The organism is Cupriavidus gilardii, assembly GCF_017598945.1.
Lineage (GTDB): Bacteria > Pseudomonadota > Gammaproteobacteria > Burkholderiales > Burkholderiaceae > Cupriavidus > Cupriavidus gilardii_E.
In genome coordinates this window covers 91,895-104,967 of record NZ_JAGFTW010000050.1, presented here as the reverse complement: position 1 = coordinate 104,967, position 13,073 = coordinate 91,895, and the positions used below count along the sequence as shown (strand labels likewise).

The 13,073-nt window shown below is 67.9% G+C and carries 12 protein-coding genes; 1 reads left to right on the top strand and 11 read right to left on the bottom strand.

Annotated features, from left to right (window positions below):
- Positions 1–74: 74 nt before the first annotated feature.
- The 11 genes from J5T34_RS18810 to J5T34_RS18760 all read right to left on the bottom strand — a co-directional run bounded on the left by J5T34_RS18810 (position 75) and on the right by J5T34_RS18760 (position 11,226).
- Positions 75–395, bottom strand: coding sequence for a cobalt-zinc-cadmium resistance protein (locus J5T34_RS18810; RefSeq protein WP_244259059.1), 321 nt, complete (start codon positions 393–395; stop codon positions 75–77).
- A 386-nt stretch (positions 396–781) separates the two neighbouring features.
- Positions 782–2,116, bottom strand: coding sequence for an MFS transporter (locus J5T34_RS18805; RefSeq protein WP_208581710.1), 1,335 nt, complete (start codon positions 2,114–2,116; stop codon positions 782–784).
- Positions 2,117–2,214: 98 nt separating this feature from the next.
- The gene (locus tag J5T34_RS18800) at positions 2,215–3,621 is read right to left on the bottom strand and encodes an amidase (protein ID WP_244259063.1); all 1,407 of its coding nucleotides are present in this window, start codon (positions 3,619–3,621) and stop codon (positions 2,215–2,217) included.
- A 519-nt stretch (positions 3,622–4,140) separates the two neighbouring features.
- The gene (locus J5T34_RS18795) at positions 4,141–4,332 is read right to left on the bottom strand and encodes a hypothetical protein (protein WP_208581708.1); all 192 of its coding nucleotides are present in this window, start codon (positions 4,330–4,332) and stop codon (positions 4,141–4,143) included.
- A 229-nt stretch (positions 4,333–4,561) separates the two neighbouring features.
- Positions 4,562–5,266, bottom strand: a complete 705-nt coding sequence (locus tag J5T34_RS18790; RefSeq protein ID WP_208581706.1) for a GntR family transcriptional regulator — start codon at positions 5,264–5,266, stop codon at positions 4,562–4,564.
- 160 nt (positions 5,267–5,426) lie between these two features.
- The gene (locus J5T34_RS18785; protein WP_208581703.1) at positions 5,427–6,428 is read right to left on the bottom strand and encodes a 2Fe-2S iron-sulfur cluster-binding protein; all 1,002 of its coding nucleotides are present in this window, start codon (positions 6,426–6,428) and stop codon (positions 5,427–5,429) included.
- Positions 6,429–6,491: 63 nt separating this feature from the next.
- Positions 6,492–6,971, bottom strand: coding sequence for a GlcG/HbpS family heme-binding protein (locus tag J5T34_RS18780; protein WP_208581701.1), 480 nt, complete (start codon positions 6,969–6,971; stop codon positions 6,492–6,494).
- Positions 6,972–7,014: 43 nt separating this feature from the next.
- A complete protein-coding gene (locus J5T34_RS18775) occupies positions 7,015–8,460 on the bottom strand; it encodes an aldehyde dehydrogenase family protein (protein ID WP_208581774.1) in 1,446 nt (481 codons plus the stop codon).
- Positions 8,461–8,544: 84 nt separating this feature from the next.
- Entirely contained in the window at positions 8,545–9,282 is a 738-nt protein-coding gene (locus tag J5T34_RS18770) for a TenA family transcriptional regulator (RefSeq protein ID WP_208581699.1), read from the bottom strand.
- 173 nt (positions 9,283–9,455) lie between these two features.
- Positions 9,456–10,373, bottom strand: a complete 918-nt coding sequence (locus J5T34_RS18765) for an ornithine cyclodeaminase family protein (protein WP_208581696.1) — start codon at positions 10,371–10,373, stop codon at positions 9,456–9,458.
- Between the two features lie 55 nt (positions 10,374–10,428).
- Positions 10,429–11,226, bottom strand: coding sequence for a sulfite exporter TauE/SafE family protein (locus tag J5T34_RS18760; protein ID WP_244259058.1), 798 nt, complete (start codon positions 11,224–11,226; stop codon positions 10,429–10,431).
- Between the two features lie 277 nt (positions 11,227–11,503).
- Between J5T34_RS18760 and J5T34_RS18755 the strand changes: the two genes are divergently transcribed.
- Entirely contained in the window at positions 11,504–13,042 is a 1,539-nt protein-coding gene (locus J5T34_RS18755; RefSeq protein WP_208581694.1) for a hypothetical protein, read from the top strand.
- The last annotated feature ends 31 nt before the right edge of the window (positions 13,043–13,073 follow it).

Genomic DNA, 13,073 nt, shown 5'->3' with positions numbered 1-13,073 from the left:
GAACGCCGCGAGCAAGACATGCAGATAGGAGGCGCGGCCAGTCCCGACACGGGGTCGGACCGGCGCGTCAGCGATCAGGCGAGAACGATGGGGGGCTTGAACAGCGCCGCAGGCAGAGGCGGCGCACGGCCGTGGCGAGGCGCAGAGACATCGCCGGAAGGCAGTTCGAGCGGCGCCGTCGGCAAGGCGAACAGCGCGCTCGATTCTTCGATTTCGTCCAGTACGTCGGGCGGATCGAGCAGATCGGCCGACCAGATATTGCAGTAGCCGGGATGGGAGGCGGCTTCTACGACGTCGTCGTCGGCATGGATGCCGTCGTCGCCGGGCGCGACGATGCGGCTGCCGCCCTCATCGCTGGACACCGCCCGCGCGGCGACGGCGGCGACTGCCGCCATGCTGCAGACCAGCGGTCCGACCCGAATCTGTCCGGGTCCGAGCCCCGCCGCCGCGTCCAGACGCGTGCTCGCCTGCGCTCCAAAGGAGAGCAGAAACAGGCAGGACGCGATCAGAAACGGTAGTAAGGCTCGCATGAAGGGGAATTTGGCGTCGGTATGCAGGCAAGGGCACGACGCCAGGAATATGGCGGATAGTGCGCTGCGTAACGAGACGCAAGTGCGGCATTGTAACCGAATGCAATCGCATGGACAGGGTTAGCCCTAGGTTGTTCCCGAGAACGTGACGATTTGGGTATCGGGCAGGACGTGTCCGCCCTGCCCGATCCGGTCGGATTGGTGCCGGTTCGGGGCCGGTTCGGGGCCGGACCGGGGCCGGTTCGGGCCGGTCAGGCCACCGTTCCGCCGACGCCTGCGGTGGGCGCCAACCTGACCTTGCCGGGCGCGGTGTCGTCCCGATCGGCTTCGTCGCCGCCCGCCTTGTCCAGGTCCATGCCGGTCGTTTCCGGCAGCATCAACGCGGCGAACACCACCAGCGCATAGCCCGCCCCGGCGACGATGGCGATCGCCAGCGGCAGCGAGGTGCGGCCCGAGCTGAGCCAGCCCACGGTCAGCGGAAAGAAGGAGCCGATCACCCGGCCAAGGTTGTACGAGACGCCGTAGCCGGTCGCGCGGATATCGTTCGGATACGACTCGGAGATGGTCGCGCCGATGCCGGAGAACACGCCCTGCATCAGCACGCCAAGCGGGAAGCCGAGAAACAGCATCGACAGGTTCGAGACCGGAATCACCATGTAGATCAGCGCCATCGCGAACGCGCCGGCGGCGAACAGCACATAGGTCGGGCGCCGTCCCAGCCGGTCGGTCGCATAGGCGCCCGCCACATAGCCGACCAGCGACCCCAGGATCGTGACGGCCAGATAGGAGCTGGTGCCGAAGACCGACAGGCCTCGCTCGGTCTTCAGAAAGGTCGGCAGCCAGGTCGCGATCGCGTAGTAGGCGCCGAGCATGCCGCCCGACAGCAGGCTGCACAGCACGGTCTTGCGCAGCAGCGGGCGTCGGACCAGACGGCCCAGTTCCTGCCAGGCGGATCCCCGCGAGGCGGCCCGCTCGGCGCGCGTCTTGACGAAGACCTCCGGTTCGTCGAGGTTGCGGCGCAAGTAGAACACCACCAGCGCCGGCACGATGCCCAGGAAGAAGCAGACGCGCCAGGCCGTCTCGGCCGGGAACAGGCTGAAGGTCAGGCCATAGGCGAGCGCCGCCGCGCCCCAGCCGAACGAATAGCTGCTCGCCGTGAAGCCCGAGTATTTGCCGCGGTGCGCCGGATTGCGAATCATCTCGGTCACCAGCACCATGCACAGCGACGATTCGCCGCCGAAGCCGATGCCCTGGATCATGCGGAACAGCATCAGCTGCTCGGGCGTATTGGCCAGCCCGCACAGGAAGCACGCGACGGTGAAGACCACGATGGTCCAGCGCAGCACGCGCACGCGGCCATAGCGGTCGGCCAGCATGCCGGCGCCGATCGCGCCGATCAGCGACGACACCAGCGTCCACGTGACGATCGCGCCGGCGGTCGATTTGCTCATCTGCCACTGCGTCAGCAGCGTCGAGATCAGGAAGGAATAGATCATGAAGTCGAAGACGTCGACCGCATGACCGAGGAAGGCGCCGTAGAAACCCTTGCGCTCCATCCGCGATAACTCTTTGAACCAGTCCAGCATGATCGCTCCTTGTCAGTGTGGGCATCGTGGCGGCGTGGCGGGCCGCGTGGCGTGCGAATTCGGTGGGGCTGCGTGCTTGAGGTCTGCCGGCGGCGTGCTCAGCCCGGCGGAGGCCGGAAGGCAAAGCCCGCCGCCTCGAGCAGGCTGGCGAAGCGCAGCGAAGTCAGATCGCGATAGCGTCCGGCGACGATCTGCACGCCGACGGGCAGACCGCTGCGGCCCGGGCCGATCGGCGCGACGGTCGACGGCAGCCCGCACAGTCCGGAATGGCCGGCCCAGAACAGCTGGGTCGTCATCGGCTGCGGCTGGCCGTTGACCCGCAGATGGCGTTGCCAGGGCTCGCCGGCTTCGTTCAGTTCAAAGGCGGTGGTGGCTGCCGCGGGGCACAGCAGCACGTCGTAATCGTCGAAGAAACGTTGCCAGGCCTGGGCGAAGCGCTCGCGCGCGCGCTGCAGCTGCAGCCAGTCGCGGTGGTGCAGCGTGGCGCCGGCATGCTGGAGCACGGCGTAGCGCGCATCGTCCGGGTTCGCCGCGGCGGCCTGGTCCAGCGAGTCGGCGAACGCAGCGTCCGGCATATGGACCGAGGTGGTCGCGCGCAGCAGCAGCACATAGGTCCGCCACAGTGCCTCGGCGTCGAAGGATGGACGGACATGCCAGGCGACGCTGGCGCCCTGCCCTTCGAGCCAGCGTCCCAGTCCTTCGATGCAGTCGCTGACTTCGCGGTCGGCCTCGGCCTGCGGATGCGAGGGCAGCACGGCCACGCGGAATTGACGGAGCGTGTTCAGCGGACACGGCGGCAAGGCCAAGCGATAGGCCAGCGCATCGGCACCTTCCGGACCGGCGATGGCCTGCAGCACCAACTCGAGATCGCGCGCGCTGCGGGCGATCGGGCCTGCCACGTTGATGTCCTGCATGCCGAACGAAGGCGCACCGGTACCATGCCCGCTCAACGGCACGATGCCGTGGCTGCTCTTGTGCGAGAACACGCCGCAGTAGTGCGCCGGGTTGCGCAGCGACGAGCCGATATCCGAGCCGATGTCAAAGAGGCTCATGCCGGCGCAGACGGCGGCCGCGCTGCCGCCCGACGAACCGCCCGGCGTGCGCGTCGGATCGTGCGGATTGCGCGTGGTGCCGTAGACCGCGTTATAGCTTTGCCAGTCGCGCAGGCCGAGCGGCACGTTGGTCTTGCCGATCAGCACCGCGCCGGACTCGCGCAGCCGCTGGACGACCGTGGCGTCGCGCTGGGCGACGTGGCCGCGCAGCGCCGGACTGCCGCAGGTGGTCGGCCAGCCGGCCACGTCGAACGACTCCTTGATGGAGAACGGCACGCCATCGAGCGGCCCGAGCACCCTGCCCTGACGGCGACGCGCATCGCTGGCGCGCGCCTGTTCGCGTGCGGCAGCGAAATCGGCCAGCACGACGGCGTTCAGTTCGGGATTGCGCTCGGCCCACGCGGCCTGGCAGCTATCGAGCAGTTGCTCGGCGGTGGTGCGGCCAGCCGCCAGATCGTCGACCGCTTGCCATAGCGGGCGGTAGCGCGCGGCAGGTTCGCGCGGACGTTCGGCCGCAGGGATTTCGGCGCGCGCTGCAACACTGGCGCGGTCGTCGATGGACGGGGACGTTGGCAGGCTCACGTCGGCTCCTGTTCTTGTTGTTGCTTGTTGTTGCCTGTTGTTATGCCGCGACCCTGACGGCAGCGCGCCAGCCTCTCTGTCGGAGACCTCGGCAAGTGCTGTGTCGGTATACTATATGCAATAGTTTAGGCGGCACCAAGATCTGCTGGCATTGGCAGAAACCCTCGCACCGAGGGACGAGCCATCGATGCGTTGGGCGCGCTTTACGCAAGAATCGGTCCGGTGTGGATGGCGCACCATGCGGGGAACCGCATTGCGCTGAGGACAGGAAGGGAGTGACGGGCGACCGTGCGGGCGAATGCCCGACGCAAGGACGGAAGCGGGAAAGAAAAAACCGCCCCGAAGGGCGGTTCTCGCGCTATCAGCCGCGCCTGGCGGCCGGTCCGGCCATCAAGCCGCGCGGTGTCCGCACCCGGCACGGCCCAACAGGCACTGGACGAAGCGCAGCACGTCGGCTGCTCGCAGCGGGATCAGCGGTGTGGCATGACGGACGGCGTCGCGGGAGGCGTAGTGGCGCAGCAGTTGCTGGCCGACCGGGGTGTCCAGGTACGACGCCTGGGCATTGGTGTCGCGGTAAGTCATGGTCTTTCTCTATTGCGTTTACAACGGTTGACAGTATACACAGATTTTGTGCATTGCGCCATGACGGTGCAACGGGGTGCCCCGAAGCCGTGCGCGTCGCCCATGTGCCGGCCACGGCCGCAAGAGCCTGGACGCCATGGCAGACGCGCGGACGCCGCACCGTCACCGTGGTGCGTCGCGACAGAGAAAACGGAAAAGAGAGAAGACGAGAGGGAGGGACGCCCAGGCGTCAGGCAGCGTGCTGCTCGCCTACCGGCAGTTCGGCCGCCTTCGCGGCGCTGTAGACATGCCGCGCGGCCAGCAAGGCGGCCAGGTCGGCATCGCCGGCGATCACCGCCTGCAGGATCTGCGCATGCTCGTCCCAGTTCTGCCGGGCCCGCACCACATTGGCCGGCCCGAACAGCACCGCGGTGCGTTCCCGCAGCGAGCGCATCATTTCCTGCAGCACGCTGTTGGCGGCAATGTTGCCGAGCACCTCGTGAAAGCGCGAGTTCAGCGTCAGCAGCTCGTCCGCCCTGCCCTGCGCCGCGGCTTCCATGCCTTGCTGCAATACCGCCTGCAGTTCCGCGACCAGCGACGGATCGCGCCGCTGCGCGGCGAGCTTGGCGTTCAGCCCTTCCAGCGTGGCGCGCACTTCGACCATCTCGCGCACGATGTCGGGCGACAGCTTGGCCACCGAGGCGCCGCGCCGGGGTTCGATCAGCACCAGCCCTTCGCTGGCCAGCGCCCGCAGCGCCTCGCGCACCGGGATGCGCGACACGCCCAGTTCCGCCGACAGCTTGTTCTCGACCAGCCGCTCACCCGGCGCGTAGGCGCCCTTCAGGATGCGCTCGCGCAGCTTGTCGGTGACCAGCGCGAACAGCGGCGAATGGCTGGCGCCCAGGCTCACGACTTCCTGATCGGGCGCGGCGGAAACGGAGGGGCGGAGGGACATGGCGGATGGCGAGGCGATCGGTTTGGAAAGCGCGCGAATTGACGGGATCGTGGCGGCAGCCCTGGCGGCAGGCCGGTGCACGACCCGCGTCAAAGGCTGGCGCCATTGTATACCAGCTACCGGCCGCAGCGGCGCCGTCGCCCTGCCTCGTTCCCGCTGCTCAGTCCCGCTGGAACGTGAAACTGTCGGCGTAGATATGCTCGGTGCCGGCGCCGCGCTCCAGGAACGCCAGGCGCGCGTCGCGAATCATGTCCGGCGAGCCGCACAGATAGACCGCATGCTCGGACAGATCGCCGAGGTCGTCGATCGCCGCGTGGTGAACATAGCCGCGCCGGCCCTGCCAGCCGACCCCGCCGCGCGACAGCACCGGCACGTAGCGGAAGTCGTACAGCCGCTCGGCCCAACCTTCGATCTGCTCGTGCAGGTAGAGATCGCTCTCCTCCCGCATGCCCCAGTACAGCGAGACCGGCGGGCAATCGGGATCGTCCATCAGCGATTCGAGAATCGCCTTGATCGGCGCGATGCCGGTGCCGGTGGCCACCATCAGCAGCGGACGGTAGTCGCGGGCGCGATAGAAGAAGGTGCCGTGCGGCAGCTCGACCTCGACCGCGTCGCCCGGCGCGAGTCCCGGCAGGATGCGGTCGGTGACGGCGCCGCCCGGAATGCGGCGGACATGCAGTTCGATGTTGCCGCCCTGCGGCACCGACGCCATCGAGAAGCTGCGCGCGTGGCCGTCTTCGGTGAAGAGCTTCAGATACTGGCCGGGCCGATAGTCGAGCGCGGCATCGACATCGGGCACCTGCAGCCGGACCTGCAGCACGGTCGGCGTCAGCGCGCGCACCGCTTCGATCTGCGCGCGATGCCGCGTCGGCTCGGCACAGATCTCGTCCTCCCGAGCGGTGCTGATCAACAGATCGCCGACCGGCTGCGCCTGACAGGCCAGCGCATAGCCTGCCGCCGCCTCGTCCGGCGCCAGGCCCATCGGCTCCTCGTCATAGCGGACTTCGCCTTCGACCAGCTTCAGCCGACAGGTGCCGCAGCCGCCCAGCTGGCAATCGTGCGGCAGCGCGATGCCGGCCTTCAGCGCCGCCTGCAGCAGCGTTTCGCCGCGTTCGACGAAAAAGGCCTGCTGCGTTTCGAGGATCTGGATGCGGTGAGACATGATGCGTTCCCAGTAGCCGATGGACAGATGCGGCGAGTGTCAGAGTCGATGGCAGTGTCGGTGTCAGCGCTTGATATCGGCCTGCACCACCACCACCAGGTCCTGCGGTGCGAGCAGTTCCTGCAGCGCCTGCAACGCGGCCAGGCCGGCCTGCGTGTCCTGCTCGCCGTTGCCGCCGCTCAGGCCGATGCCGCCGATCACCTGCTCGTTGACGACGATCGGAAAGCCGCCGACGAACGCGGCGAACTTGCCTTCGAAGCTCCACTGGATGCCGAAGGCTTCGTTGCCCGGCAGCGCCGGCCCGTTCGGCGGCGTGGTGAACAGATGGGTCGAGCGCTTGTGGCCGGCCGCGGTAAACGCCTTGTTCCAGGCGATCTGCGGACCGGTGATGCGGGCCCCGTCCATCCGCTCCAGCACCAGCGGATAGCCGCCCTCGTCCACCACGCAGATGGATTCGAGCACGCCGATCTCCTCGGACCTGGCGATGGCCGCGGCCACCATATGGCGCGCTTCGCGCAGTTCGAGCTTGATGGCTTGTTTCATGCGATGTCCTCCTGGTCGATGCGATGCTGCGACGCTGCGATGTTTACAGGCCGCGGTAGACGGTCTTGATCTGTGTATAGAACTCGAGGCCGGTGCGGCCCGATTCGCGGAAAGTCGACGTGCTCGAACGCTTGAGCCCGCCGAACGGCGCGTTGACGAGGTTGCCGGTGGTGGTGCGGTTGATCTTCACGGTACCGGCCTCGATATCGGCGGCGAAGCGATGCATATAGCGCGGATTGCGCGTGACGATCGCCGCGGCCAGGCCGTATTCCGTGTCGTTGGCCTTGGCGATGGCGTCGGCGTAGTCGCTGAACGCGACGATCGCGATCACCGGCCCGAAGATCTCCTCTCTCGCGATGCGCATGTCCTGCGTGACATCGGTGAAGACCGCGGGCGAGACGTAGAAGCCGTTGTCGAACTCGGGACCGCTGAGCCGTTCGCCGCCGCACAGCAGCGTGGCCTCCGACTTGCCGATGTCGATATAGCGCAGCACGTTGTCGAGCTGGTTGCGCGTGGCGAGCGGACCGAGATCCATGCCCGGCGTCATGCCGCTGCCGATCTTCAGGGTCCTGACCCGGGCCAACAGCTTCTCGGTGTAGGCCTCGCGCACCGACTCGGCGACCAGCACGCGGCTGGTGCCGGTGCAGGCCTGGCCGCTCAGCGAGAAGCCGCCCTTGATCGTCAGCTCGACGGCCTGGTCCAGATCGGCGTCTTCCATCACCAGCAGCGGATTCTTGCCGCCCAGCTCCATCTGCGTGCGCGTGGTCAGCGGCACCGAACGATGGATCTGCTCGCCGGCGCGCGTCGAGCCGGTGAACGAGATCGCGCGCACGGCCGGCGCCTGCGTGATCGCGGCGCCCACGTCGGCGGCACTGCCGGTGATGAAGTTCAACACGCCCTTGGGCAGACCGGCATCGATCAGCGCCTCGGCCAGCCGATAGCCGCTCAGCGGCGCATCGGACGACGGCTTGAACACCACGGTATTGCCGGTGATCAGCGCCGGCGCGATCTTGCGCGCGGGAATCGAGATCGGGAAGTTCCACGGCGAGATCACCGTCGCCACGCCCAGCGGCTCGCGCTGCGTGTAGACCAGCATGTCGCCGTCGTCGTTCGGAAACGATTCGCCGGTGAAGGTCTGGCCCTCGACGGCATAGAAGCGCAGCGTCTGCGCCGAGCGCAGGACCTCGTCGCGGGCCAGGCTCAGCGCCTTGCCCTCCTCGCGCGTCAGTTCGCGGGCGATGCCGTCGGCATTGGCTTCCAGCTGCTGCGCGGCGCGGTTCAGGATCGCCGCGCGGCGGCCGATCGGCGTGTTCTTCCAGCCCTCGAACGCGGCAGCGGCAGCGGCCACCGCGGCTTCGCCGTCGGCGGCGGCCGAGGCCTGGAAGCGGCCCACCACGTCATCGGTGTCGGCGGGGTTGATGTTGTCGAAGGTCCGGCCGGACTGGCACGCGGTCCACTCGCCATCGATGTAGTTGAAGAACGTTTCCATCTGTGCGGCGCTCATCAGGCGGTTAGGGAAAGGCGCGCGGCGCGGGAAAGCGCCGCGCGCAGGGCGCGATTGAAGCGGCCGGGTTCAGGCAGCCAGCTCGAGCTCGAGCTCGGGCAGCGGCAGCTCGTGCGCGACATAGTCGTAGTACAGCGCGGTCGTATAGAGCAGCCGCATCTGTGCGCCGATCTCGCAGATCTTCAGGCAGCGCTGCTGCAGCTCCGGCGTATCGGCGTGCTCGAGCACGATCTGGTAGCCGCGTTCGCCGTGGATCTCGTCCGAGACGATATGCAGGTCGAAGAACTCGACCTCCTCGTCGGTGAACTGGTACTTCTCGCGCAGCGTCGGCGTCTGCTTGCGGTAGATCGACGGCACCTGCGACTCCAGCCCGACCACCAGGCCCGCCACCGCGACGATCGGGTCCTCGCGCATCGCCACCGAATAGCACCAGGCCTGCAGGCCGCGCGTGGTGGGCGACATGTTGTCCGGGTCGACCACGCGCTCGCGCGTGGTGCCGCAGGCCTCGGCGAAGCGGATCAGCAGATCGGTGTGGCGGTCGCCGCCGATTTCCTCTTCATACATATTGGCCAGCAGGAAATCCTTGGCCTCGGTATACCGATCCGGCATGCGGGCGTAGATATAGCCCAGGTAATCGGCGAACGGACCGACGTAGTGATAGTGGTTCTCGGCCCAGCGGGCCAGATGGGCGCGGCTGAGCTTGCCGCTCGCCCAGGCCTTGCTGAAAGGCGCCTGGTTGGCGCTTTTGCCCTTGATCGCTTCTTCCAGCGCGGCACGGAATTCTTCTCGGTTCATCAGTTCGGCCATGTGGGGCTCCTTGTTGGCTGACGGTTCGGAATGGGTTGGGTCGGGCGCGTTGTTCGCTCGATGTATGTATACTATATACACCTGATGCAGGCGGACAAGGGCCTGCGGGGTTTTATTCGTCGGGGTTTACCTTGGTTCTGGCGTCGAATGGTTTGCCTGGGCGCGCAGGAAGATCACCGCGCCGCCTGCAGCCGCTGCCACGCCAGCCCCGCCAATGCCACATCCTCCAGGCCGACGCCGACCGACTTGTAGATCACGATGTCGTCGTCATTGCGCCGCGGCTCGGCCCGGCCCAGCACGACGTCGGCCAGCTCGAACAACTTCGACTCGGGCAACACGCCCGGCCCCGCCATCACGATGTCGCCGGCTTCGCGGGTGGACTGCGGCTTCCATTCCACGACCACGGCGGATGCGCGCGACAGCGCCACGTCGTCCAGCTCGCGCGTATGCGGCAGGCTCGAGCCGATCGCCGCGACAAACGCCCCGGGCTTGATCGCCTCGCCCGGAAACAGCGGCGTGGTCGAGCGCGAGGCCGTGACGACGATATCGGCGTCTTTCACGGCCGCCTCGGCCTGCGTGGGGATCACCGGTATGCCGCAGGCTTGGCCGAGGCGCTCGGCCAGATCGGCCGGCGCGAACGGATCGCACAGCAGGATCCGTTCGAGCGGCAGCGCGGCGCTCAACTGCCTGGCGTGCGCCGCGCCTTGCGTGCCGGCGCCGAACAGCGCCAGCGTGCGGGCATCGGACCGCGCCAGATGGCGCGCCGCGATCACCGTGCAGGCCGCGGTGCGCAGCCGCGTGATCGCGCCCGCATCGAACGACGCCAGCGGCCGCCCGTCCTCGGTGGAGAACAACAGGATCACGAAGGAGAACTGCCCGTCGATGGTGGTGTAGACCTTGGCGCCGGCGACGCCCTGCTCCGGTATCACTGCGCCCAGCGTCGACAGCTTGATGCCGCCGGCCTCGGTGCGGATGCGCTGCTGCATGGCGGCGCAGCCCTCGCCGAAGCTGCGAAACGCTTCGAGCAGGATGCGTTGCGCGTCTTCGGCGCCGACATGGCGATCGACCATGTCATCGGTGATGTGCTGCATCTGGTCCCCTGCATGGGTGGGTTGGGATGGAATCGAATGCCTCGGGTCATTCGGCTCAAGCCGGCAGCGCCATGCGCACCAGTACGCCGATGGCGCCCGCGGCGCACAAGGCAAGCAGCAGGCGGCGCACTGCCGCGGCAGAAACGCGGCTCCTGAGCCGGCTCGAGATGGCAAACCCGGCGAGCAGAAAGGGCGCGAGCAGCGCGCTCAGCGTCAGGTCGGCGATGCCGAAGCGCCCCGCCCCGGCCAGCATCGCCAGCGACAACGCCGCGCCGCCGCCGAGAATGCAGCCGACCGTGGCGCGCATCGCCGCGGGCGACATGTGCTGCATCACGATGGCAAATGGCGGCGCGCCGGCCGACGTCAGCGTGGCCATGAAGCCCGAGGCGGTGCCGGCGATGGCGAGATTGCCGGCCGAAGGCCGCACGCGCCAGCCGAGGGCGCTGAGCGCGACGGCCAGCAGGATCGACAGCGAGAACACCACCGCCAGCCACTGCGGCCGCAGCCAGGCAATGGCCAGCACGCCGATCAGCCCGCCGATGGTGCGGCCGATCAGTGCGGTGCCGGTCAGCCGCCAGGCGATCGCATGACGTTCGCGCAGCGCCGCCAGCAGCGAGACGCAGCCGCCCATCGCCAGCAGCGGCCCCGGCACCAGTTGCGGGAAGAACATCGCGGCCAGCGGCGCCGCCAGCATCGCAAAGCCGATACCGCCGACACCCTGCAGGCAGGCGCCCGCAAAGATCATCGCGCCCATCACCCCGTAATCGGATAGCGGCACGGCGGGCAGCATCGCCGCGGCAGGCGACAGCGTCGGCGAAAGGCTGGTCAGCAGTGCGGGCAGCGTGGTCGTCATGGCAAAGGTTGCGCTTATTGGTATACAGTCTACATACTGCACTTCCCAAAACGCAACCGATTCCTCTACGCCACGCACCGGAACGGGGTTTCGCAATCGCCGCCTTCCCTGTTGTGGTGCGCCTTCCGGGCCTCCATCCAAGGCCCGGTATTCGCGTATATCCGGATACGATTTCGCTTGGCGGCATCGCCATACGGAATATAGTATACCGTTTAGACCCCCCGCCCGAAGGTCGGTCGAGCATCACGAACCCACCCTATCGCCCCACGGAGCTTTCATGCAACACGAAGTCGTGATCGGTGCCGCGCACTGGATCTATCTCATGGGGGTCGCGGTCATCGTGCTGACGATGATCCTGCGCGCCAATGTCGTCGTGCCCTCGATCGTGGGCACCGCGCTCGTCGTGTACGCGCTGACCGGCAGCCCGGTGTCGGCGCTGGCGGGCGTGTTTTCGGCGAGCCTGGTCGCCGCCAAGGAGCTGTTCAATATCTTCCTGGTCATCGCCTTCATGACCGCGCTGCTGAACGCGCTGAAGACGCTGCGCTCGGATATCCGGATGGTCGAGCCGTTCCGGGTGGTGATGAAGAACGGACACAGCGCCTTTTTCATCCTGGCCGGCGTGACCTACGTGATCTCGCTGTTCTTCTGGCCGACGCCCGCGGTGCCGCTGGTCTCGGCCATCCTGCTGCCGGCCGCGATCGCCGCCGGCCTGCCGCCGCTGGCGGGCGCGATGGCGATCGCGATCGCCGGCCAGGGCATGGCGCTGTCCTCGGACTACGTGATCGGCGTCGCCCCGGGCATCAGCGCCAAGGCGGCCGGCGCCGCGGTCAGCGCATCCGTGGTCGCGGACCGTGCGCTGACGCTGTCGATCATTACCGGCTTGATCGCGCTGTGCCTGGCCTATCTATCGATGCGCAAGCACATCGTCCCCGCCAGCGGCACGCTGCTGGACCGCTGGCAACAGCGCGCCAGCGGTGCGGCGCTCGGCGTCGATGGCGGCGGCACCTTCGACAAGGCAGAGATCGCCCGCGGCACCGCGCACGAGGAGCCGCTCGCCACGGAATCGAATATCGAGGCCAGCCTGTCGATGGTCGAGCGCAAGCGCATCAAATGGTCGAAGTGCTTTGCCATCGTGACGCCGATCGCCTTCCTCGCCGTGGTCACCGTGATGGTGCTGCCCAAGCTTGGCGCCGGCGTGCAGGATCTGAAGGGCGGCGAAGCCGCGGCCCTGGTCGGCGGCGTCGCCGCGGTGCTGATGATGCTGGCCACGCTGGCCGCCGAAGGCCCGCGCAAGATGCTGGACGTCTGCCCCGAGCACATCACGGACGGCTTCGTGTTCGCCTTCAAGGCGATGGGGTCGGTGCTGCCGATCGCCGGCTTCTTCTTCGTCGGCGCCGGGGAGACCGCCGCGCAGATTCTCGGCCTGCCGCCCGGCAAGGCACCCAGCCTGCTGTTCGAGCTGATCCAGTCGTATCAGCACCTGATTCCCGACAACCACATGCTGGTCGCGTTCGGCGTGCTGCTGGTCGGCATGATCACCGGCATCGATGGATCGGGTTTCGCCGGCCTGCCGCTGACCGGCACGCTGGCCGGCGCGCTCGGCCCGGTGGTCGGCTTCGATCCGGCCACGCTGGCGGCGGTCGGTCAGATGGGTGCGGTCTGGACCGGCGGCGGCACGCTGATCGCCTGGTCCTCGCTGATCGCAGTGGCCGGCTTCGCCCGGGTACCGGTGCTGGATGCGGTGCGGGCGCTGCTGATTCCGGTGGTGATCGGTCTCGCGTGCTCGACCGTGGCGGCGATGCTGCTGTGGTCATGACCGGCCGCCGCCCTCGCCCGCACCATCCATA

Coding starts and splice junctions, on each gene's coding strand:
- J5T34_RS18810 (WP_244259059.1), bottom strand. CDS start 395: ATGGCGGCAGTCGCCGCCGTCGCCGCGCGGGCGGTGTCCAGCGATGAG.
- J5T34_RS18805 (WP_208581710.1), bottom strand. CDS start 2,116: ATGCTGGACTGGTTCAAAGAGTTATCGCGGATGGAGCGCAAGGGTTTC.
- J5T34_RS18795 (WP_208581708.1), bottom strand. CDS start 4,332: ATGACTTACCGCGACACCAATGCCCAGGCGTCGTACCTGGACACCCCG.
- J5T34_RS18790 (WP_208581706.1), bottom strand. CDS start 5,266: ATGTCCCTCCGCCCCTCCGTTTCCGCCGCGCCCGATCAGGAAGTCGTG.
- J5T34_RS18785 (WP_208581703.1), bottom strand. CDS start 6,428: ATGTCTCACCGCATCCAGATCCTCGAAACGCAGCAGGCCTTTTTCGTC.
- J5T34_RS18780 (WP_208581701.1), bottom strand. CDS start 6,971: ATGAAACAAGCCATCAAGCTCGAACTGCGCGAAGCGCGCCATATGGTG.
- J5T34_RS18775 (WP_208581774.1), bottom strand. CDS start 8,460: ATGGAAACGTTCTTCAACTACATCGATGGCGAGTGGACCGCGTGCCAG.
- J5T34_RS18770 (WP_208581699.1), bottom strand. CDS start 9,282: ATGGCCGAACTGATGAACCGAGAAGAATTCCGTGCCGCGCTGGAAGAA.
- J5T34_RS18765 (WP_208581696.1), bottom strand. CDS start 10,373: ATGCAGCACATCACCGATGACATGGTCGATCGCCATGTCGGCGCCGAA.
- J5T34_RS18760 (WP_244259058.1), bottom strand. CDS start 11,226: ATGACGACCACGCTGCCCGCACTGCTGACCAGCCTTTCGCCGACGCTG.
- J5T34_RS18755 (WP_208581694.1), top strand. CDS start 11,504: ATGCAACACGAAGTCGTGATCGGTGCCGCGCACTGGATCTATCTCATG.